Annotated in this window: 15 protein-coding genes and 2 pseudogenes; 15 read left to right on the top strand and 2 right to left on the bottom strand. The window is 71.8% G+C overall.

The window, feature by feature from the left end; genetic code table 11:
* Positions 1-228: 228 nt before the first annotated feature.
* The 9 genes and pseudogenes from AQJ64_RS17160 to AQJ64_RS17115 all read left to right on the top strand — a co-directional run.
* Positions 229-6,261, top strand: a pseudogene (locus AQJ64_RS17160) (type I polyketide synthase); the annotation flags it as partial.
* Positions 6,262-6,299: 38 nt separating this feature from the next.
* A complete protein-coding gene (locus AQJ64_RS17155; RefSeq protein WP_055636509.1) occupies positions 6,300-7,088 on the top strand; it encodes an SDR family NAD(P)-dependent oxidoreductase in 789 nt (262 codons plus the stop codon).
* Between the two features lie 25 nt (positions 7,089-7,113).
* Positions 7,114-7,566 (top strand): ester cyclase, encoded by a 453-nt coding sequence (locus AQJ64_RS17150; protein ID WP_055636508.1) that lies wholly within the window; start codon positions 7,114-7,116, stop codon positions 7,564-7,566.
* Between the two features lie 89 nt (positions 7,567-7,655).
* Positions 7,656-8,072 carry a nuclear transport factor 2 family protein gene (locus AQJ64_RS17145; RefSeq protein ID WP_063788809.1) on the top strand — a complete coding sequence of 139 codons (417 nt, stop codon included), beginning with the start codon at positions 7,656-7,658 and terminating at the stop codon, positions 8,070-8,072.
* 117 nt (positions 8,073-8,189) lie between these two features.
* Complete coding sequence (locus tag AQJ64_RS50120; RefSeq protein WP_055636507.1) at positions 8,190-9,842, top strand: ABC transporter substrate-binding protein; 1,653 nt, start codon at positions 8,190-8,192, stop codon at positions 9,840-9,842.
* Positions 9,839-10,777, top strand: a complete 939-nt coding sequence (locus AQJ64_RS17135; RefSeq protein ID WP_240512798.1) for an ABC transporter permease — start codon at positions 9,839-9,841, stop codon at positions 10,775-10,777. Before AQJ64_RS50120 ends, AQJ64_RS17135 begins: the two co-directional genes overlap by 4 nt.
* 57 nt (positions 10,778-10,834) lie before the next feature.
* The gene (locus AQJ64_RS17130; protein ID WP_055636506.1) at positions 10,835-11,695 is read left to right on the top strand and encodes an ABC transporter permease; all 861 of its coding nucleotides are present in this window, start codon (positions 10,835-10,837) and stop codon (positions 11,693-11,695) included.
* Positions 11,692-13,452, top strand: a complete 1,761-nt coding sequence (locus AQJ64_RS17125) for a dipeptide ABC transporter ATP-binding protein (RefSeq protein WP_055636505.1) — start codon at positions 11,692-11,694, stop codon at positions 13,450-13,452. Before AQJ64_RS17130 ends, AQJ64_RS17125 begins: the two co-directional genes overlap by 4 nt.
* A gap of 991 nt (positions 13,453-14,443) precedes the next feature.
* Entirely contained in the window at positions 14,444-15,193 is a 750-nt protein-coding gene (locus tag AQJ64_RS17115; protein WP_157881061.1) for an IclR family transcriptional regulator, read from the top strand.
* A gap of 3 nt (positions 15,194-15,196) precedes the next feature.
* Here AQJ64_RS17115 and AQJ64_RS17110 read toward each other — a convergent pair whose 3' ends face one another.
* On the bottom strand, positions 15,197-15,967 hold the full coding sequence (locus AQJ64_RS17110) for an IclR family transcriptional regulator (protein WP_055636514.1): 771 nt from the start codon (positions 15,965-15,967) through the stop codon (positions 15,197-15,199).
* A 170-nt stretch (positions 15,968-16,137) separates the two neighbouring features.
* Between AQJ64_RS17110 and AQJ64_RS17105 the strand changes: the two genes are divergently transcribed.
* The 6 genes and pseudogenes from AQJ64_RS17105 to AQJ64_RS52315 all read left to right on the top strand — a co-directional run.
* Positions 16,138-17,043, top strand: a complete 906-nt coding sequence (locus tag AQJ64_RS17105) for an ABC transporter substrate-binding protein (protein WP_055636502.1) — start codon at positions 16,138-16,140, stop codon at positions 17,041-17,043.
* Entirely contained in the window at positions 17,043-17,870 is an 828-nt protein-coding gene (locus AQJ64_RS17100) for an amino acid ABC transporter permease (RefSeq protein ID WP_055636501.1), read from the top strand. The genes AQJ64_RS17105 and AQJ64_RS17100 overlap by 1 nt, the downstream gene beginning before the upstream one ends.
* The gene (locus AQJ64_RS17095; protein WP_055636513.1) at positions 17,870-18,619 is read left to right on the top strand and encodes an amino acid ABC transporter ATP-binding protein; all 750 of its coding nucleotides are present in this window, start codon (positions 17,870-17,872) and stop codon (positions 18,617-18,619) included. Before AQJ64_RS17100 ends, AQJ64_RS17095 begins: the two co-directional genes overlap by 1 nt.
* Complete coding sequence (gene mmuM, locus AQJ64_RS17090; protein WP_055636500.1) at positions 18,616-19,503, top strand: homocysteine S-methyltransferase; 888 nt, start codon at positions 18,616-18,618, stop codon at positions 19,501-19,503. The genes AQJ64_RS17095 and mmuM overlap by 4 nt, the downstream gene beginning before the upstream one ends.
* Before the next feature lie 167 nt (positions 19,504-19,670).
* Positions 19,671-20,705: an isopenicillin N synthase family dioxygenase gene (locus AQJ64_RS17085; RefSeq protein WP_059202754.1), complete on the top strand. Its 1,035-nt coding sequence runs from the start codon at positions 19,671-19,673 to the stop codon at positions 20,703-20,705.
* A gap of 209 nt (positions 20,706-20,914) precedes the next feature.
* Positions 20,915-21,362, top strand: a pseudogene (locus AQJ64_RS52315) (helix-turn-helix domain-containing protein); the annotation flags it as partial.
* Positions 21,363-21,373: 11 nt separating this feature from the next.
* Here AQJ64_RS52315 and AQJ64_RS17080 read toward each other — a convergent pair.
* Positions 21,374-21,877, bottom strand: coding sequence for a P-loop nucleotide/nucleoside kinase family protein (locus tag AQJ64_RS17080; RefSeq protein WP_055634940.1), 504 nt, complete (start codon positions 21,875-21,877; stop codon positions 21,374-21,376).
* Positions 21,878-21,941 lie beyond the last annotated feature (64 nt).

The raw sequence follows: 21,941 nt of genomic DNA, 5'->3' as shown, positions 1-21,941 counted from the left end.
GAGTCCTGTCCCGGCTGCTCGCCCTCATCGACCGTTTCGACCGGCCGGCACCGACGGACGGCTTCGAGCACGACCTCGACCTCGACACGGCCACCGACGAGGAACTGTTCCAGCTCGTCGAGCGCAACGCCGGGTCGCACTGAAACGACGTTCCATCCCTGACCGCCCGATCCACCTGGACCAACCCGACGGGAAGAGGTACGTACCCCGATGGCCACCGAGCAGCAGCTCCGCGACTATCTGAAGCGCGCGCTCAACGACGCCAGGCAGGCCAACAGGCGGCTGCAGGAGGTCGAGGAGAGCCGGCGCGAGCCGATCGCCGTGATCGGCATGGCCTGCCGTCTGCCCGGCGGGGTCGCCTCCCCGGACGACCTGTGGGCGCTGGTGCGTGACGGCGTGGACGCCATCACCGAGTTCCCCGACGACCGAGGCTGGGACCTGGACGCCGTCTACGACCCGGACCCGGAGCGCGTCGGCACCTCCTACACCCGGCACGGCGGATTCCTCGACACCGTGGGCGACTTCGACGCCGAGTTCTTCGGCATCTCCCCGCGCGAGGCGCTCGCCACCGACCCCCAGCACAGGTTGCTGCTGGAGTCCTCGTGGGAGGCCTTCGAACGCGCGGGCATCGACCCGCGTTCCCTCAAGGGCAGCCGTACCGCCGTCTTCGCCGGTATCGCGGGCGGCGACTACACCCCGCGACTCGGCGACGCGCCGGGCGAGTTGGAGGGGTATCTCGGCATCGGTGGCCTGGACAGCGTCGCCTCGGGCCGGATCTCCTACACCTTCGGCTTCGAGGGCCCGGCCGTGACCGTCGACACGGCGTGCTCGTCGTCCCTGGTCGCCCTGCACCTGGCCGCACAGTCCCTGCGCTCGGGGGAGTCCGACCTCGCGCTCGCCGGCGGCGTGAGCGTGATGTCCACGCCGCAGGGGTTCGTCGAGTTCGCACGGCAGCGCGGGCTGTCCGCCGACGGCCGCTGCAAGGCGTTCGGCGCGGGCGCCGACGGCACGGGCTGGGCGGAGGGAGTCGGGCTGCTGCTCGTCGAGCGCCTCTCCGACGCCCGGCGCCTGGGCCATCCGGTGCTGGCCGTCCTGCGCGGTTCCGCCGTCAACCAGGACGGCGCCTCCAACGGTCTCACCGCGCCCAACGGCCCCTCGCAGCAGCGCGTCATCCGGCAGGCCCTCGAAGCCGCCGGGCTGCGCTCCGCAGACGTCGACGCCGTCGAGGCGCACGGCACCGGCACCTCCCTCGGCGACCCCATCGAGGCCCAGGCGATCCTGGCCACCTACGGACAACAGCGCGAGCCCGGACGCCCCCTGCTGCTCGGCTCGTTGAAGTCCAACATCGGCCACACCCAGGCCGCCGCCGGAGTCGCCGGCGTCATCAAGGTGATCCAGTCGCTCCGGCACGGAGTCCTCCCGCGCACCCTGCACGCCGACGAACCCACCCCCTACGTCGACTGGACCGCGGGCGCGGTACGGCTGCTGACCGAGGAGCAGCCCTGGCCGGCCACCGAGGAGGGCCGCCCGAGGCGCGCCGGTGTGTCCGCGTTCGGCGCGAGCGGGACCAACGCGCACGTGATCATCGAGGAGGCCCCGGCAGCGGGCGCCGGCGACGCGCCGGAGACACCCGCCGGGAGCGACACCGGGCCCCTGCCGTTCGTCCTCACCGCGCAGACCTCCGATGCCCTGCGCGCCCAGGCGGCCCGCCTCGCCGAACACGTGCCGCACACCCGCCCGCTGGACGTCGCCTACTCGCTCGCCACCACCCGCGCCCCCCTCAAGGAGCGCACCACGATCGTCGCCGACAGCCGCGACACCCTGCTCACCGCACTGCGCGACCTCGCGGAGAACGGCCCGGCGGACACCGCGACCGCCCACCCCGGCTCCCTGGCCGTCCTCTTCACCGGACAGGGCAGTCAACGGAGCGGCATGGGACGGCAGTTGTACGACGCCCATCCCGCCTTCGCCGCGGCCTACGACGAGGTCGCGGCCCACCTCGACCCGCTGCTGGACCGTCCGATCGCCGAAGTGACCGCGACCGGACACCGACTGGACGACACCGAGTACACCCAGCCCGCCCTCTTCGCCCTCCAGGTGGCCCTGTTCCGCCTCTACGAATCCTGGGGTGTCCTCCCGGACCATGTCGCCGGGCACTCCGTCGGCGAGCTGACCGCCGCCCACGTGGCCGGAGTGCTGGACCTCCCGGACGCGGCGGCGCTGGTCGCCGCCCGGGCCCGGCTGATGCAGCAACTGCCCCGTTGCGGGGCGATGATGTCCGTGCAGGCCACCGAGGAGGAGGTACGGGCCGAACTCGGCGCACAGGACGTCGCGGTGGACGTGGCGGCCGTCAACGGGCCTTCCTCCGTGGTGATCTCGGGCGACATCGAACCGGTCCTCGCGCTCGGCGCCCGCTTCGCCCAACGCAACCGGCGCACCCGACGCCTCACCGTGAGCCACGCCTTCCACTCGTCCCACATGGACGGCATGCTGTCCGAGTTCGCCCGGGTGGCCAAGGGGCTCACCTACCGGGCGCCCCGGATTCCCGTCGTCTCCGACGTGACCGGCCGGATCGCGACGGACGACGAGATCACCACCGCCGACTACTGGGTACGGCACGTCAGGGAAGCCGTCCGGTTCGCGGACGTCGTACGCACGTTGGACGCGGCCGGTACCGGCACCTACCTCGAACTCGGCCCGGACGGCACGCTCACCGCACTGGTCCGGGCCACCCTGGAGGACGCGTTCGCGCTGCCCGCGCTGCACCGCGACAAGCCGGAGGCGGAGACCGCGGCGGCCGCCCTCGGCCGGCTGTACGGCCGCGGCCGGCCCGTCGACTGGTCCGCCTTCTTCGCCGCAAGCGGCGCCCGGCGCACCGACCTGCCCACCTACGCCTTCCAGCACCGCCGCTACTGGCTGGAGCCCGGCACCACGACTCGTCCCTCCGGTCTCGGACTTGACGACGTGGGCCATCCGCTCCTCGCGGCGACCGTACCGCTGCCCGACACCGACGGGGTCCTGTTCACCGGCAGCCTCTCCCTGCGCACCCACCCATGGCTGGCCGGTCACGCCGTGCAGGGCACCGTGATCGTCCCGGGCACCGCGCTGCTCGAACTCGCCCGGCGGGCGGGTGACGAGGTCGGCGTCGACGTCATCGCCGAACTCGTGGTCGAGGGGCCGCTGGTCCTGCCGTCGCGCGGTGCCGTACAGATCCAGGTCGAGGTCGGCGCCGCCGATCCGACGGGGGCTCGCGAGGTCGTCATCCGTTCCCGAGTCCCCGGCGGCGACTGGGCCCGCAACGCCACGGGCACCCTGACCGCGCCGCCCGCCGACGAGCCCGCCGAGACCGCGGACCTGGCCGCCTGGCCCCCGCCCGGCGCCACCGCCGTTCCCGTCGACGACGTGTACGCCGAACTCGCGGCCTCCGGACTGGAATACGGCCCGGCGTTCCGCGGACTGCGCGCCGCCTGGCGTCACGGCGACACCTTCTTCGCCGAAGTCGCCCTGCCCGAACCGCAGCACGCCGACGCCGCCCGCTTCGGCCTCCACCCCGCCCTGCTGGACGCCGCCGTCCACCTCACCGCGCACGACGACCTGACAGGCACTCCGGAAGGGTTCAGCCGACTGCCCTTCGCCTACACGGGCGTTCGGCTGTACGCCGACGGCGCGACCGCCCTGCGGGTCCGCCTCCGTCACACCGGACCCGACACCCTCGCCGTCGACCTCGCGGACGGATCGGGCGCCCCGGTCGCGACGATCACCGGACTGCACGCCCGTCTGGTGTCCGCCGGCCAACTCGCCGCCGCCCGCAGTACCGACCCCGACTCCCTGTTTCGCCTGGAATGGCGGGAGTTGACCACCGGACCCGGACCGGTCTCCGTCCCGGACGTCGTCCACCTCGATGGAGTGGACGGGTCCGGTGACGTTCCGGGACGTGTCCGCGCCGCCCTGGCCGAGGCCCTGGACCTGTTGCACCAGCGTGCGGAGACGCCCTCGCCCTTGGCCGTCGTCGTCCGTGCCGCACAAGCCGTACGCGAGACCGACCGGCCGGACCTGGCCTCCGCACCCGTGTGGGGACTGCTGAGCTCCGCTCAGGCGGAACAGCCCGACCGGCTGCTGCTGGTCGACACCGACGGGGTCCCGGAGAGCACCGCTCTGCTCCCCGCCGCCGTGGCGGCAGCCCGGGCGGCCGACGAACCCCGACTCGCCCTCCGTGCCGGCACCGCCTACGTCCCCCGCCTGACGAGGACGCCCCGGACCCCCGACGACGAGACCGCCGGCGGTGGGTGGAACCCGGACGGGACCGTCCTGATCACCGGAGGCACCGGTGTGCTCGGCGCCGCCCTCGCCCGTCACCTCGTCACACGACACGGCGTACGCCACCTCCTCCTGGCTTCCCGCAGCGGCCCGCAGGCCCCTGGCGCCGACGCGTTGACATCCGAACTCAGCGCGGCGGGCGCACAGGTCACCGTCGTGGCCGTCGACACAGCCGACCGCGGCGCGCTCGCCGCGCTCATCGCCTCGGTGCCGCCCCACCACCCCCTGACGGCCGTCGTGCACACGGCCGGCACCGTCGACGACGGACTCGTCGACGCCCTGACCCCCGACCGGCTCGACACCGTGCTGCGTCCGAAGGCCGACGGAGCCTGGCATCTGCACGAACTGACCGCGCACCTCCCGCTGGACGCCTTCGTCCTCTACTCCTCCGTCGCGGCCGTCCTCGGCGGCCCCGGCCAGGGCTCCTACTCCGCGGCCAACACCTTCCTCGACGCGCTCGCCGCCCACCGCCACACCCTCGGGCTGCCCGCCCAGTCCCTGGCCTGGGGCCAGTGGGAGCAGCCCAGCGGCATCACCGGCCACCTCACCGAAGCCGACCTCGGCCGGGCCCGCCGGGCAGGCCTGCGCGCGCTGCCCACCGACCGGGGGACGCAACTCTTCGACCGTGCACACGCGTTGGGGGTGCCGTACCTGGTGCCGGCGCCCCTGGACCTGGCTGCACTGCGCGAGAGGCAGCCGGTCCCGGCGCTCCTGCGCGGCCTGGTGCGACCGCCCCGCCGGACGGCCCGCGCCACCACGGAAGGACCCGCGCTGTCCGCCAGGCTCGCCGGGCGAACGGCGGCGGAGCGGCAGGAGATCCTGCTCACCCTCGTCCGCGACGAGACCGCATCCGTACTGGCCACCCGCCCGGTAGCCGTGACGCGGGACGCGCCCTTCAACGAACTCGGGCTCGACTCGCTCGCCGCCGTGGAACTGCGCAACCGCCTCACCGCCGCCACCGGTCTGCGGCTCGCCGCCACCATCACCTTCGACCATCCCACGCCGGTCGAACTCGCCGTGCACATCGACGAGTCGATGGGTACGGTGCAGGACTCCGGCCCCGTCGCCGCACCGCGCACCCCCGACGACGAACCCTTGTCCACGCTCTACCGGCGGCTCGCCGCCGAGGGGAAGTTCGCCGACGCCTCCGCGCTCATCGGCGTCGCCTCCGCACTGCGCGGACGGTACACGCTCGACGAACGCGCGGTGCACACCCCGCAGCCGCTGCACCTGGCACAGGGCGACCGCGACACCGCGGTCGTGTGCTTCCCCGCCCTCAGCGCCATCTCGGGACCGCACGAGTACGCCCGCTTCGGCCACGCCTTCCAGGGCGAACGCGACCTGTTCGTCGTGCCCTCGCCGGGCTGGGGGGCCGCAGACTTGCTGCCCGACAGCCTGGACACGTTCCTCACCCAGCACGTCGAGACCGTGCGCCGACTCGTCGGCGACGACCGGCCGTTCGTCATCGTGGGACGGTCCATGGGCGGCTGCCTCGCCCATGCGGTCACCGCCCGCCTGGAACAGGAGGGCCGCACACCGGCCGGACTCCTCCTGATCGACACCTACCCCATCGACAGTGCCGTCCGCGAGGGCATGGGGGAGTGGTGGCTGACCGCCCTGCTCACCGGCATGCTCGACCGCATCGAGGCCTACGACATGGTGTGGAGCGACGCGAGCCTGACCGCGATGGGCGGATACAACAACATCTTCGCTCCCTGGCAGCCCCAGCCCGTCGCCGCACCGACCCTCGCGCTGCGCGCCGACACACCTCTGCGCCACATGGCCGTGGACCCCACCGGCCGTGACGACTGGCGCGCCTACTGGCCCGTGCCGCACCGCGTCGTGGACATCCCCGGCGACCACTTCACCGTACTGGAGGAGCACACCCCGACCACGGTCGAGGCTGCCCGCCAGTGGCTGCACACGCTGGAGAGCCACGCCTGAGCAGCCGCCAACCCACCCGCAGCACGAAGGAGTCGACGATGACGTCACAAGCCGCACCCGCGGCGCCGGTCACGCTGGTCACCGGGGCCGCGTCCGGAATCGGGGAGGCCACCGCGCGTCTCTTCGCCGAACGCGGTCACCGGGTGGTCGCCGTGGACGTACAGGAGGAGGGGCTGGCCAAGCTGGGCACCCTGGACGGCGTGGCCACCCTCCTCGGCGACGTCGCCGAGGAATCCACCAACACCGCCGCCGTGGAGCTGGCCCTGGAGCGCTTCGGGCGGCTCGACGCGGCCGTGCTGAACGCGGGCATCGGCGGGGCCGGTCCGCTGGAGGCACCCGGCGCGATCGAGCGCTTCGACCGGCTGTTCGCCGTCAACGTGCGCTCCGTCGTGCTCGGTATCCGGTCCGCCGTGCCCGCACTGCGTGCCTCGGGCGGCGGCTCGATCGTGGCGACCTCGTCCGTCTCCGGGCTGCGCGGCGACCCCGGAACCTGGGGCTACAACGCCACCAAGGCCGCCGTCATCAACCTCGTGCGGGCCACCGCCATCGACTACGCCGCCCAGAACATCCGCGTCAACGCCATCGCCCCCGGCGGTACGGCCACCGCGCTGACGGCCGGCCAGATCGCCGACCCCGACTTCTCCGCATTCATCACCGGCCGCATCCCGGCCCACCGCTGGTCCGACCCCCGGGAACAGGCCGAGGTCATCTGGTTCCTGACCTCGCCCGCCGCCTCCTACGTGACCGGGGTGACCGTCCCGGTCGACGGCGGACTGAGCGCCAACGGAGGCATCCTGCCCCCGCCGCCCGCACCCGCAGCCCACTGACCCACCGAGAGAGAGCAGGCACCAAGTGAGCACCACCCACAACAACTTCGACTTCGAGAACGAGATCGAACGCAACAAGACCGTCGCCCGGCGCTACTTCGAGGAGTTCGTCGACGGACGCAGCCTCGACACCCTGGACGAGATCGTCGCCGCGGACGCCGCCGACGAGACACGGGTCGGCGTCGGCGGCACCGGCACCCGCGAGGACTTCCGCGAACACGCCAAGTGGCTGTGGGAGAACGTCAAGGACGTCCACGTCACCGTCTCCGACCTGCTCGCCGAGGGCGACCGGGTGATCGTGTTCTGGAAGATCGAGGGCCTGCACACCGGGAACATCTTCGGCGTGCCCGCCACCGGCAAGCCCTTCACCGGGCACAGCATCAGCTGGCTGACCATCCGCGACGGACAGGTCGTCCGCTACAACGTGCTGCCGGACCGCCTCGGCATCATCCAGCAGCTCGCCGACGTACACCTGTGACGCCTTCGGCGACGCGCTGACCCCGACAAATCCGCTGCCCGGCCGCCCGTTCACGGGCCGGGCAGCGCCCGTTCTCCTTGGAGCTTCTCATGTCCCTTCCTGCCGGTCTCAGTCACGACGACCTCGCCGAACTCCGGCACCTGCTCTCTCTGTTCGCTCACGTCTTCGACAACGGCGACCTCGACGGTCTTGCGGAGGTGTTCACCGAGGACGGCGTCATCATCCTGGCCGGACCGGGGCGCGAGTTCCACGGCCTCGAAGCCATCAGGGAGTTCAACCGGAGCCTGGGGGCGCAATCCCCCGACCACCACACCCTGGACACGGTCTTCACCGTCGACCCCACCGACCCCTACGGCACCGTGCGCGCCCGCAGCCGCTACCTCGCGCTGCTCCCCGACGGCAGCGCGCACAACGGTGACTACCTCGACGTACTCGTCCGCACCCCCAAGGGGTGGCGCATCGCGCACCGGCGCTCGGTACCCCGGTACCCGGTACGGGTCCAGTAGGGGTCCGGTAGGGGCGTGCGGCCCGCGCACCCCGGTTAATTTCGTGGCATTCCCCCACGTCATCAGCCGGTCGGCCGTACGCCGCCCTTCCCGCCCGCAACACACCGGAGTTCCCACATGCCCGTCAACCGCTCCAGAGCCCTCGTCCTGGCCGCCGCCGGTTCACTGTTCCTCGGGGCATGCTCCGGTGCCGGCGACACCGACGGCGCGGCGGCCGGCGCCACCGCAACGCCGGTGAGCGGCGGCTCGTTGACCTACGCCGTGGACACCGAGCCGGTGTCCTTCGACATCCACGCCAGCCCGCAGGACATCACCGGCGCCATCCAGCGCAACGTCTTCGACTCGCTCGTCCACCAGGACTCCAAGGGCGAGTTCCACCCCTGGCTCGCCACCAAGTGGTCGGCGTCCAAGGACCTGAAGACCTACACCTTCCACCTGCGCGACGACGTGAAGTTCACGGACGGCACCGCCTTCGACGCCGAGGCGGTCAAAATCAACTTCGACCGGATCGTCAACAAGTCGACCAAGTCCCAGTACGCCTCCAGCCTCCTGGGCCCCTACACCGGTACGACCGTCGTCGACGCCCGCACCGTCGAGGTCCACTTCTCGGCCCCCGTCGCGTCCTTCCTCCAAGCCGCCAGCACCCCCTACCTCGGGTTCTACTCGCCGGCCGCCATCAAGAAGTACGGCAGCAAGCTCAGCGCGGGCGGCGCCGCCGCCGTGGGCACCGGCCCCTTCGAGTTCACCAGCTACACCAAGGGGCAGAGCGTCACCCTGACCCGCAACCCCGCCTACAAATGGGCCCCTTCGACCGCCGCCCACACCGGCCCCGCCTACCTGGACAAGCTCACCATCCGCTTCCTGTCCCAGGACGCCACCCGTGTCGGCGCCCTCACCAGCGGCCAGGTCCAGGTGGCCGACCCCATCCCGCCCGCCGACGTCAAGACCGTCAAGGCGAACTCGCAGCTGCAGGTCCTCACCACCGACGCGCCCGGAGCCAACTACGCGCTCGTCCTGAACACCACCCAGAAGCCTCTCGACGACATCCGCGTCCGCAGGGCCGTCCTGCGCGGCATCGACATCGACACCGCCGTCAAGAGCGTGTACTTCGGCGTCTACAAGCGCGCCTGGGGCCCCATCTCGCCGACAACGCCGTACTACGACAAGGCCCTTGAGAACACCTGGACGTACGACCCCACCCTCGCCGCCAAGTCGCTGGACGAGGCCGGCTGGACCGGCCGTGACTCCGACGGATACCGCACCAAGAGCGGCAAGCGCCTGAGCATCGAATGGCCGCTCATGCCGCAGGAGTACATCCGCGAACAGCGCGACACCCTCGGCCAGGCCATCCAGGCCGACCTGAAGAAGCTCGGCATCGAGATCAAGCGCCCCCGCCTCGACATCGGCACCTACATCGCCAAGGTCTACGGCGGCCAGGAGGGCATCGCCGACTACAGCTGGGCACGCTTCGACCCCGACGTGCTGCGCCTGTACTTCAACAGCTCCAGCGACCCCCGCGAGGGCGGCCAGAACGCGACCTTCTACAAGGACGCCGACCTCGACAAGTGGACCGACCAGGCGCAGACCACCCTGGACAAGAACACCCGCCAGGACCTCTACGCCAAGACCCAGCAGCGCGCCATCGACCTGGCGTTGGAGGTCCCGCTCTATGTGCGCACCGCCGTCGTCGGCGTCGCCTCCGACGTCCACGGCCTGAAGACCGACCCGAACACCTGGGCGAACTTCTACGACACCTGGATCGGCAAGTGAGCCTGCCCGCACTGCTCAGGGCGATCGTCAAACGCCTGGTCGCCGCGCTGGCCGTGCTCTCCGGCGCGGCGACCCTGGCCTTCCTGACACTCCAGCTCATCCCCGGCGACCCGGTGGCCGTCATGCTCGGACCAGGCAATGCCGCGAGCCCGGAGATTCGCGCCGAGATCACCCACGAGTACGGCCTCGACCGCTCGCCGGCCGAGCAGTACCTGCACTACCTCGGCAACCTGCTGGGCGGGAACCTCGGCGAGTCGTACCAGCTCCAGCGTCCGGTGACGGACCTGATCGGCGACCAGCTCTGGCCCACCGTCCAACTCGCCCTGTTCGCCCTGCTCCTGGCGGTCACCGGGGCCGTCGCACTGGCGGCGGCCACCGCCGGACGCCACCCGGCCCTGCGCGCCGCCGCCTCCCTCGCCGAACTCCTCGCCGCGTCCACCCCGGCCTACTGGACGGGCATCCTGCTGCTGACCGCGTTCTCCTTCCAGCTGCGGATCTTCCCGGTGGCCGGAGCACAGGACTTCGCCTCCCTCGTCCTGCCCGCCGTCACCCTCGCACTGTCGTTGGCGGGGGTACTGGCCCAAGTGCTGCGCGAGGGCCTCGAAGCCGCCCTCGCGCAGCCGTTCGTGGTGACCGCCCGGGCCCGGGGACTCAGCGACACCGCCGTACGGCTCCGGCACGCGCTGCGCCACGCCGCGATCCCCCTGGTCACCCTCACCGGCTGGCTCACCGGGTCGCTGCTCGGCGGCGCGGTCCTGGTCGAGACGGTCTTCGGCCGCCCGGGCATCGGCGCGCTCACCCTTCAGGCCGCCACCAACAAGGACATCCCCCTGGTGATCGGCCTCGTCCTGCTGTCCGCCCTGGTCTTCGTCGTCCTGTCCACCGTGATCGACCTGCTCTACCTCGTCATCGACCCCCGCCTCAGGACCCGTTGACATGTCCCCCCGGGCATCCGGGCGTTCGGCGCCCCGGGCGAGAAAGGCCGCCACCCCATGACCACCCTCACCGTCGCCGCCCCGCCACGGCGGCGACCCCGGCTCCGCACCGCCGTACGCCCGGCGCACGTGGCGACCGCGGCCGTCCTCACCCTGATCGTCCTGGCGGCGGCCTTCCCCGGCCTGTTCACTTCCGCCTCACCCGTCGACACCGACCCGGTCCACGCCCTCACCGCGCCGGGCGCGGCGCACTGGTTCGGCACCGACCAGCTCGGCCGCGACATCTTCGCCCGTGTCCTGTACGGCACCCGCACCTCGGTGTGGCTGGGCCTCGGCTCCACGGTCCTCGCCGTGGCCGCCGGTTCCGTCCTGGGCCTGGCCGCAGCCCTCGGCGGCAGATGGACCGACCAGGCGCTGATGCGTCTGGTGGACGCGCTGCTCGCCCTCCCGCCGATCCTGCTCGGCCTGCTCGCCGTGACCATCCTCGGGCCCGGCACCCTCAACGTGATGATCGCCATCGCGGTGGCCTTCTCCCCGGGCTACGCCCGTCTGGTGCGGGCCGAGGCACTGGTGGTGCGCACCTCGGGGTACGTCGAGTCGGCCACGGTGCTCGGTCTGCGCCGCCCCCTGCTCGTCGTACGGCACATCGTGCCCAACGCGCTCGGCCCGCTGCTCGTTCTCGCCACCGTCGGGTTCGGCTCGTCCCTGATCGCCGCCTCCGGGCTCAGCTTCCTCGGGCTCGGCCCCCAACCGCCCTCGCCCGAATGGGGAACCATGCTCTCGGAAGGCCGTAACTTCCTCGCCACGGCCTGGTGGATCGGCGTCTTCCCCGGCGCGGCGATCACCTTCACCGCGCTCTCCGTCAACGTCGTAGGCCGTCGGGCGCAGGCCCGCTTCACGCGGAGGACCGACGGATGAGCCTTCTCGACATCGACGGACTCGACGTCTCCTTCGGCACCGTGCACGCCGTCCGCGACGTCTCCCTGCGTCTCGACCGCGGCGAGTGCCTCGCCCTGGTCGGCGAGTCGGGTTCCGGCAAGAGCGTCACCGCCCGTGCCCTGGCCGGACTGGCCGGCCGCGGCGCCTCGGTCACCGCCCGCCGCCTCACCTTCGACGGTACGGACCTGCGCACCCTCAAGGACCGCGCCTGGCGCGACATCCGGGGCCGCCGCATCGGTCTCGTCCTCCAGGACGCCCTGGTCTCCCTGGACCCGCTGCGCCGCGTCGGTGCCGAGATAGCCGAGCCCCTGCGTACCCACCGACTACTGTCCCGGGCCGAACTACGGCCACGTGTACTGGAGTTGCTGTCCGACGTGGGAGTGCCGGAACCCGCCCGCCGCGCCGACCAGTACCCGCACCAGCTCTCCGGCGGCCTGCGCCAACGCGCCCTGATCGCCTCGGCCGTCGCTGCTTCCCCCGGCCTGCTGATCGCCGACGAGCCGACCACCGCGCTCGACGTCACGGTGCAGGCGCAGGTGCTGAGCCTGCTGGCCAAACTCCGTGGCGAGGGCACCGCCCTCCTCCTGATCAGCCACGACCTCTCGGTGGTGGCGGACCTCGCGGACCGCGTCGCGGTCATGTACGGCGGCAGGATCGTGGAACACGGCCCCACCGACCGCGTGCTCAGGTCACCGCGCCACCCCTACACCCGGACGCTGCTGGACGCCGTACCCACCGCACACGCGAAGGGCACCCGACTGTCCCCGTCCGCGCCGTCGGGCCTGCCCGCCGAACCGGCCGGCTGCGCCTACACGCCCCGCTGCGCCCTGGCCGATGACGGCTGCCGCACCGCGCTGCCCGTCCGGGACGACCACGCAACACTCTGCCACCACCCGCTGCCCGCCACGACGGCGGCGAAGGCCCTCCCCACCCCCACGGTGATCGAGACCACCCCACCGGGACGGCCCCTGGTGGTGGCGGAGGACCTCACCAAACGCTACCGAGCACCCGACGGCACACCGTACGACGCCGTCCGAGACGTCTCCCTGACGCTGCACCGGGGCGAGACGCTGGGAGTGGTCGGAGAGTCGGGCTCCGGCAAGACCACCGTGGCCCGCGTTCTCCTCGGACTGACCGAACCCGACACGGGAACGGTGCGGTTCGACGGTGTGCCCTGGACCGGGGTGCCCGAGCGTGCACGGCGCCCGCTGCGGCACCGCGTCCAGGCCGTGCAACAGGACCCGCTCGGTTCCTTCGACCCCCGCTTCGACGTGGAGCGGGTGATCGGGGAGGCCGTCGCCCTCGCCGGTCCCCGGCGCGGGCGGGCTCGCCGGGCCAGAGTGGCCGAACTGCTCGACCAGGTGGGGCTGTCGGCGTCGGTCCTGGACCGCCGCCCGCGTGAACTCTCCGGCGGCCAGCGCCAACGCGTGGCCATCGCCCGCGCGTTGGCGCCGGCCCCCGACCTGATCGTCTGCGACGAACCCGTCTCCGCCCTCGACGTCTCCGTCCAGGCCCAGATCCTGGACCTCCTCGCCGACCTGCGCCGCGACACCGGCGTCACGTTCCTGTTCATCTCCCACGACCTCGGAGTCGTCCACCACGTCAGCGACCGGGTGCTGGTCATGAGGAACGGCCGGGTGATCGAGTCCGGTGACGTGGCGGCCGTCTTCACGAACCCGAACGAGGAGTACACGAGGCAACTCTTGGCGGCGGTACCCGGGGGTGCCCAGGCCTGACCATGTCGACGAGCCACCCGTTGCACCCGGGGCCGCGACGGCTGGACGCGGCCCTGCTCGCCCTCAGCTCACCGCACGGCCGGCTGAGCGTCTCCGAACTCGCGGCCCACGGGTAAATCGCCGACAGCAGCCACTTCATGCGCGCCTTCAGAAGGCAGTACGGCCAAACCCGCACCGAATACGCCCGACACCGAGCCGCTGCCCGCGTGCTTCTCGACGCTCACCGTTTCCTCACGCGTTGGTCCCGGCGCCCATCCGGGGGGCAGGGACCTGACCTGTCACCTCGCCGACGAGCATGTCCGCCACTCCACCGGATCGGCTGGGTCGGCCCCCTCGGCCTCGGCCTCGGCGGAGCCCGGGAGAAACTGAGGCCGAGGCCCGGACGCACAGCCAGCTGTTGGCTTGAAGCCGCCGTGGAGGAGGAAGCAGGCCGGGACGATGACGCCCAGGACGAGAAGGTAGCCGAACTTCCGGCGGAGTCCGGGCATGTGGTCGAAGTTCCCGCCGTAGAGGCCGTAGAGGCCGTAGAGGGTGAAGGGAAGAGTGATCAGAGCGGCGGCGGCACTGAAAGCGGCGCATGTCGTGGCTCTGTTGGATGCCGGTCTGGGCCAACGCCATGGACAGGGCGGTCGACGAGTTCCGTATGGATCGTGACGCGCTGGGCGGCCTGGGTGAGGTGGTCGTCGAGGAAGTAGGCGGACATCTCCCTGACCAAGCTCGCTTGAGCTGGTAGATGCGGCCGATGTCGTGGCCGGTCCGCTCGCAGCTGTCCGGTGCGCCGGACCAACCGGTCGGCGGGCCGGGCGGGCAGTGCCTCGGAGACCGTCTGTGTCTCTGGCGGCTCGAGGCCGGGCGGGTAGCCCTGCGCGCGGAGCCAAGTGCCGAGGGCCAGAGCCGGGCCTTTCGGACGAACCTACTTCGCGGTCCCCAGGCGCCTGGTCGGTTCAGGGGTCGTGCCGGTGCTCTCCCCCGGGTCTGTAACATCCGGCAGGTGGACGTGGTGATGGGGGCGCTGCCTCGAGGACTCGGACTGGTGGAGCGGGTTGTCCGCGGGGAGCTGGATCCCCGGGGAGGGCCTGGTGTGGTCCGGCTGGCGGAGGACAGCGGGCTGGACAAGGGGCAGGCGTCGCGGCTGCTGCGCGATCTGGTCGATTCCGGGGTGCTGGCCCGGGACGGGCACGAGTTCCGTGCCGGGGCGGATCTGCTGGCCGTCGCGGCTGAGGCCGGTCCGTGGGGAGTGGAGAGCCGGGCGCTGCTGCGGCGGCTGGTGATCCGGTTCGGGGCGTGCGCCTACGTGGACGTGCTCTGCGGAGCGATGGTGCTCTCGGTGCGGGCCGAACTGGCGGCCTGGGCCGAGTTCTCCTGGGCACGGGCGGGGCGGCTGACGCCGGTGTGGTGCACCGGAGCGGGACGGGCGCTGTTGTTCGACCAGTCGCGTGAGGGGATCACCGGGCTCCTCGGCGGCGAGGACTTCATCGGGGCGGGCGGTCCTTACGCGCCGCGGACGGTGGAGGATCTGCTGCTGCGGGTCACCGCCGACGCCGCGCGAGGGGTCGCGGTGTGTGAGAGCGAGTACGACGAGGACGTGCTGGAGGTCGCCGCGCCGGTGCGGGACCCACGCGGGGACATCGTGGCGGCGGTCAGCGCGGTCGTGCCGCACGCCGCGGCCCGGGACGATCGGGACGAACTCGTCGCCGCGATCGGCGGCGCGGCGGCGCGGCTGGCCCGCCTGCTCGGCTGAGCCTCAGTCCTGGTCCGTCGAGCGCAGCGCGGCGGTCAGCCAGGTGCTCCAGCGGACCACCGAGTCGGCGCAGACCGCTGTCGCGGGCTCGAGACGGTGGCGGGGGCCGACGACCTGGACGGCGGCGACGATCTCGCCGCGGAAGTCCCTGACCGGGGCGGCGAGCGAGTAGAGGCCGGGCTCGGCCTCCTGGTCGACGACGGAGTAGCCCCGCCTGCGGGCCGCGTCGAGCCGGGCCAGGAAGTCGTCGAGGTCGGTCGGGGTGTTGGGGCCGTGCCGGACGAAGGCCGTGTGTGAGAAGACGGCCGCGACCTCCGTATGGTCGGCGTCGAAGAGCAGGGCCTGTCCGGCGTCGCTGCAGTAGGCGGGATAGCCGCGGCCCACCCAGGACACGAACGAGGACAGGGCCGGCGGCATCGACTCGAGGATCGTCACCGAGCTGGCGCCTCGCAGGACTCCCAGGTAGGCACATTCGCCCGTGTCGGCGGCGACGCCCTCCAGCGCGGTCCGGCCGTCCCGGCGAAGCCGTGCCTCGGTGATCTGCTGGGCCCGCGCGTACTGCTCCCAGGCGACGGAGTAGCGCAGCGACGCGCGATCGCGGCGCAGGAACCGGGCGGCCTCGAGGCTTCGCAGTATGCGGGAGACCTGGCTGCGCTCCCGGCCCAGCAGTGCGGCGACCTCGGCCGCGGTGTGGCCACGGGGATCCTGCGGAGGGTGCTGGGCGAAGAGGCGGAGCACGGCCAGGCCGCGTTTCAGGCTGCTGTCAGTGGTCATCGCGAGCCGAGCATAGCGCCGGGCACCGACGCCACCCCGCACGTTCATTGCGGAAACATTGCAGGTTCATGGCAGCACGCGTGCATGATGAGCAACTCGACTTGTTTATTCCGCAACGCTGGATAGCCTCCATCCGATCCCTCGGAAAACAGGCCCTTCAGGAGTTCCCCTTGTCCACTCTGCGACCGCTCGTACTGCTCGGCTCCGCGACGCTACTGCTGGCGGGTTGCGCCGACCCCTCCGAGCCGACCGGGTCGTCGGCCGGCGCCTCCTCCGCCTCCGCCACCGCCTCCACCTCCGCGGTCGCGGAGAACGCCACGCTCTCCGCCAAGGTCCCGCCCGCGGTGAAAGCGAGCGGGATCACGGTCGCCAGCGACGTCAGCTATCCCCCGATGAACTTCTTCGCCGCCGACAACAAGACGGTCACCGGCGCCGAAGCCGACCTCGACACGGCTCTCGGCACGGTCCTCGGCGTCAAGGTGACCATCGTCAACGTGCCCTTCGACTCGATCATCCCGGGTCTGCAAGCGGGCAAGTACCAGGTCGGCATCTCCTCGTTCACCGACACCGCCGAGCGGGAGAAGGTCGTCGACTTCGTCACCTACTTCAACGCGGGCACGTCCTTGCTGGTCCCGGCGGGCAACCCCGAGGGCCTCAAGCCCGAGGGCGACTCCCTGTGCGGCCGGACCGTCGCCGTGGCGAAGGGTTCCACCCAAGCGCTGGTGGACCTGCCCGCCCGCGCCAAGACCTGCAAGACGCCGATCAAGGTCAGCACCTTCCCGGACGGCACCGGCGTGAACCTCGCCGTCACCAGCGGCCGCGCCGACGCCGCCCTGGGCGACTCGCCGGTCGCCGCCTACGCCGCCAAGCAGTCCGGCGGCAAGCTCGACGTCTCCGGCGACTCCTACGGCAACGCGCCGTTCGGCATCGCGGTCCCGAAGAACAGCGAGCTGACCGGCCTGTTGAAGTCGGCCCTGGACGACCTCAAGGCGAGCGGCGGTTACAAGCAGATCCTCGCCAAGTGGGGCCTGGAGTCCGGCGCTCTCGACGACTTCGAGATCAACGCGGCCTCGTGATGGAGGAGCTGCCGATACTCCGCCGCCGCAGACCCGGCCGGTGGGTCCTGACCCTCGTGGTCCTGCTCCTGGCCTCGGCCCTGGCCCGGTCGCTGGTCACCAACCCACGCTTCGGCTGGGACACGGTCGGCGCGTGGCTGTTCAGCCGGACCGTGCTGAGGGGCCTGCTGGCCACCCTGGAACTCACCGCCGCGGCCATGGTGATCGGGCTCGCGCTGGGCGTCGGACTTGCGCTCATGCGCCTGTCGGACAACACCGTTGCCCGGGCTGTCAGCTGGGCGTACATCTGGCTCTTCCGAGGCACACCGCTGCTGGTCCAACTGCTGTTCTGGGGGTTCATCTCCGCGCTGTACCCGACGCTGTCGCTGCACCTGCCCTTCCTGCCGGCGATCGGCGACGTCCCCGCGAACTCCGTCGTCACGACCTTCACCGCGGCCCTGCTCGGCCTCGGACTCAACGAGGCCGCCTACCTCGCCGAGATCATCCGGGCAGGGATCGCCTCGGTCGACGACGGGCAGACCGAGGCCGCGGAAGCGCTGGGCCTGTCCCGGGCCAGGACCCTGCGCCGGATCATCCTGCCCCAGGCGATGCGAGTGATCATCCCACCTGTCGGCAACGAGACCATCTCCATGCTCAAGACGACGTCGCTGGTGAGCGTCCTTGCCTACGCGGAACTGCTGTACTCCGTACAGATCGTGTACGCCCGCACTTATCAGACGATCCCGCTGCTGATCGTCGCCAGCATCTGGTACCTCGCCGTGACGACCCTCCTCAACATCGGCCAGCACCACCTCGAACGTCACTTCGCGAAAGGAAGCCGCCGATGATGGTCCAGGCCACCGGGGTCCGCAAGTCCTTCGCCGGACACGAGGTGCTGCGCGGCGTCGACCTGTCCGTGCCGCGCGGGACGGTCACCTGTGTGATCGGCCCGTCGGGGTCGGGGAAGTCCACCTTCCTGCGGTGCGTGAACCATCTCGAGCGGCCCGACGGCGGCCGGATCCTGGTGGACGGCTCACCGATCGGATACGAGGTGCACGGCCACGGTCTGCGCGAGCTGCGCCACCGCGACCTGGCCCGGCAACGCCACCAGATCGGCATGGTCTTCCAGCGCTTCCACCTGTTCCCGCACCTGACGGCACTCGCCAACATCGTCGAGGGACCGGTCGGCGCCGGCCGTCCCCGCACCGAGGCCACCGACGAGGCCATGGCGCTGCTGGACCGGGTCGGCCTGGCCGACCGGCGCGATGCCTACCCTGCCCAGCTGTCCGGCGGCCAGCAGCAACGCGTCGCTATCGCCCGCGCGCTGGCGATGCGGCCGAAGCTCATGCTGTTCGACGAGCCGACCTCGGCGCTCGACCCGGAACTCGTCGGCGAGGTCCTGGACGTCATGCGCGACCTCGCCGCCGACGGCATGACGATGCTCGTCGTCACCCACGAGCTGGCCTTCGCCCGCGAGGTCGCCGACGAGATCGTCTTCTTCGACGACGGCCGCGTCCTGGAATCCGGGCCGCCCGCCCGGATCCTGACCGCCCCCGACCATCCCCGAACCCGCGACTTCGTGACGAGAGTGCTGTGACGACCTTCCGCGACGCCCTGGCCGCCGGACCACTGGTCCTGGACGGCGGCATGTCCAACGAACTCGAGGCCCAAGGCCACGACCTGAACGGCACGCTCTGGTCCGCCCGCCTCCTCCGCGACGCCCCCGACGCGATCACAGCCGTCCACCGCGCCTACTTCGCGGCAGGCGCGCAGGTCGCCATCACCGCCAGCTACCAGGCCACCTACGACGGTTTCGCCCGAGTGGGCATCACCCGCGCCGAGACCACCACACTGCTGCAACGCAGCGTGTACCTGGCCCGCGAGGCCGCCGCCGGGACAGGCTGGGTCGCGGCGTCCGTAGGCCCCTACGGCGCCATGCTGGCCGACGGCTCGGAATACCGGGGCGACTACGGCCTCACCGTGGCCGAACTCACCCGCTTCCACCGCCCCCGGCTGGAAGCCCTGGCCGAGGCGGCCCCCGACGTCTTCGCCATCGAGACCATCCCCGACCTGCGGGAAGCCGAAGCCGTACTGACCGCCCTCGACGGCCTGGGCATCCCCGCCTGGCTCTCCTACAGCATCCGCGGGACGACCACCAGCGCGGGCCAGCCCCTGACCGAGGCCTTCGCCCTCGCCCGGAGCAGCGACGCCGTCGTCGCCACCGGAGTCAACTGCGCTCCCGCCGCCGACACCGCCCCGGCACTCGCCCTGATCACCGGTCTACCCGGCGTCGCTTATCCCAACGGCGGCGGTGTCTGGGAGCCCGCAGCGCGGAGCTGGCTGGGCGCCGAGGACGAGATCGCGGACCTGGCCCCCTCCTGGCTCGCCGCCGGCGCGGCCCTCCTCGGCGGCTGCTGCCGGGTCGGCCCCGCCGAGATCAAGAAACTGGCTGCCCGCGTCAGCGCCTCAACTGCCGGCTGAGCCCCGCCCATCGCTCGCATCGGGGCGCTGTACCACGGCCCAGTGCGGGCCCTCGGCAGCCTCCCGCCGCCGCATACACCGTTCAGCGGCACAAGCGGGTCCTGTCACGCCAAGGACCGCTGACCCCGCTCGCTCCTCCCGCACACTCCACTCAGGGAACGCCATCCATGGATCAGCTCACCTCTCTTCCGGTGATCGACCTCTCCGCCCTCGACCGCGAGGCGCTGCACCGGGCTGCCCGCGACGTCGGCTTCTTCCAGCTGGTCGGCCACGGCATCACCCCCGCCGAGCAGGCCCGGCTGCTCGGCGCCGCCCGCGCCTTCTTCGCCCTGCCCGAGGCCGACCGGTACGCGATCGACAACCTCAACTCCCCGCACTTCCGCGGCTACACACGGATCGGCAACGAGCGGACCCAGGGCCGCCGCGACTGGCGCGACCAGATCGACATCAGCAACGAGCTTCCCGCTCGTGTGCCCGGCCCGGGCGAGCCGCCGTACTGGTGGCTCGAGGGCCCGAACCAGTGGCCCAACGCCCTGCCCGCACTGCGGGAGGTCTCGCTGGAGTGGATGGACCGGCTCAGCGCGGTCGCCCACCGGCTGCTGCGCGAACTGCTCGCGTCCATCGGCGGCCCGGAGGACTTCTACGATGACGCCTTCTCCGGAAACCCACGCAACCACCTGAAGCTGGTCCGCTACCCGGGGCGGGCCCCGGAAGGGGACGACCAGGGCGTGGGCGTACACAAGGACTACGGGTTCCTGACCCTGCTGCTGACGGACGAGGTGCCCGGCCTCGAGGTGGAGTCTCCGGAAAACGAAGACGCACTGCGAAGCGGCTCGGACAAGGGCGATGGCGGGCGACGGGCCGGCGGCTTCATCAAGGTGCCCCATCTGCCGGGCGCGTTCGTGGTGAACCTGGGCGAACTCCTGGAGGTGGCGACCAACGGCTACCTGAAGGCGACCAACCACCGCGTGGTCTCCCCGCCCGGAGCACGCGAGCGCTACTCCGCACCCTTCTTCTACAACCCGCGCCTGGACGCCCACATCGTCCCCCTGCCCTTCCCCGGCGCGTCCGACGCGGCGGGCGTCACCGAGGACCCGGGCAACCCGCTGTTCGCGGAGTTCGGCTGGAACGAACTCAAGGGCTGGATACGCGCCCACCCCGAAGTCGTGAAGAAGCACCACCCTGAGCTGACCATCGGATGACCGGGTGTGGGCCTCATCTCGAGCACGTGTGATGCACCCCGAAGGCACCACGGGCTCGGCACCGGTTCGCGGCGCGGTGCTCCCTTTCCCGCCCCGCCCCGGCAGCCCACACCCGCCCCGAACCGCGGCGGCCTGCGCAACCTTTCGCCGGGTCGGTGGTGGGGGCGGTGGGATGGGCGGTGACGTCGGTTCCGACCGCTGGAGGTGTGCTGGCTGAGCCTGCGCGGGTGCGCAGACCGACGGATCAGGAAGGGCAGAGGCTGCAGCAGATCGTGCGCCGGGGAAGTACCAGCTCGGTGCGCTACCGGCGGGCGATGATGTTGCTGGCGTCCGCCGGCGGACACCGCGTCCCGGTGATCGCCCAGCTGGTCCGGGCCGACGAGGACACCGTCCGGGATGTGATCCACCGGTTCAACGAGATCGGCCTGGCCTGCCTGGACCCTCGATGGGCGGGAGACCGCGTCCCCGCCTGCTCACCCCTGACGACGAGGACTGCGCCGTGTGCACGGGCGTGTCATCCGCATCGGCCGGGAGGCCTTGCGGTGCCTGGGGCGCTTCCCCGACCGGGTGTTCGATGGGGCCCCGCACGGAAGACAGCCGAGGGACTGGCCGGGCGGGGCGGCGTACCGGACGTTTCATGCGGCACGGTGCGTCCGCCGCCAGGTCGGTCAGGGCAGGTCGAGGCGGTGAAGCAGCGTGGCCAGTGACTCCTCGGGCCCTTGTCCCGCGGTGTCGAGGACGATGTGTTCGCGGTCCCACGGCTCGTAGTCCTGGTCGACGACCTGCTGCCAGCGGGGCAGCGGCAGGTCTGGGATGTCGACGGAACGTGAGGTCACGCGATGCCGGTGCTCGCCCGGATCCGAGCACACCAGTTCCACCTCCGTTGCCGGGACTTCGGCCCTGACGGCCGCGTCACGCCAGGCGTCGCGGGTTACGGCCGGCGGATTCACCGATTCCGCGATCACCGTCAGTCCCTGCCGCAGATGCTCCTGGGCCAGGGCGTATCCGACGACGTATCCAGCCGGCCCGACGGGATGCCGCGCCAGGCCGGAGCGGACGATGGCCTGCTCGATCGTGTCCACGCGCAGGTGGACCGCGCCGAGCCGCGCGGCGAGGAGCCGGGCGAGCGTGGTCTTGCCGGTGCCGGGCAGGCCGCCGATGACGAGGAGCACGGAGACATCCTGCCGGAGCGGTGCGGTGTGACGGCTGACTGTTCATGCGAGTGAAATGCTGCGG

Origin of the sequence: Streptomyces griseoruber (genome assembly GCF_001514205.1) — a bacterium.
GTDB classification, from domain to species: domain Bacteria; phylum Actinomycetota; class Actinomycetes; order Streptomycetales; family Streptomycetaceae; genus Streptomyces; species Streptomyces griseoruber.
The sequence above is the reverse complement of the archived record's forward strand: the minus strand, read 5'-3'. Positions and strand labels throughout refer to the sequence as shown.

Bases quoted from the DNA above. Each gene is read 5' to 3' on its own strand.
- AQJ64_RS17155 (WP_055636509.1), top strand. From the start codon at position 6,300: ATGACGTCACAAGCCGCACCCGCGGCGCCGGTCACGCTGGTCACCGGG.
- AQJ64_RS17145 (WP_063788809.1), top strand. From the start codon at position 7,656: ATGTCCCTTCCTGCCGGTCTCAGTCACGACGACCTCGCCGAACTCCGG.
- AQJ64_RS50120 (WP_055636507.1), top strand. From the start codon at position 8,190: ATGCCCGTCAACCGCTCCAGAGCCCTCGTCCTGGCCGCCGCCGGTTCA.
- AQJ64_RS17130 (WP_055636506.1), top strand. From the start codon at position 10,835: ATGACCACCCTCACCGTCGCCGCCCCGCCACGGCGGCGACCCCGGCTC.
- AQJ64_RS17125 (WP_055636505.1), top strand. From the start codon at position 11,692: ATGAGCCTTCTCGACATCGACGGACTCGACGTCTCCTTCGGCACCGTG.
- AQJ64_RS17110 (WP_055636514.1), bottom strand. From the start codon at position 15,967: ATGACCACTGACAGCAGCCTGAAACGCGGCCTGGCCGTGCTCCGCCTC.
- AQJ64_RS17100 (WP_055636501.1), top strand. From the start codon at position 17,043: ATGGAGGAGCTGCCGATACTCCGCCGCCGCAGACCCGGCCGGTGGGTC.
- AQJ64_RS17095 (WP_055636513.1), top strand. From the start codon at position 17,870: ATGGTCCAGGCCACCGGGGTCCGCAAGTCCTTCGCCGGACACGAGGTG.
- AQJ64_RS17085 (WP_059202754.1), top strand. From the start codon at position 19,671: ATGGATCAGCTCACCTCTCTTCCGGTGATCGACCTCTCCGCCCTCGAC.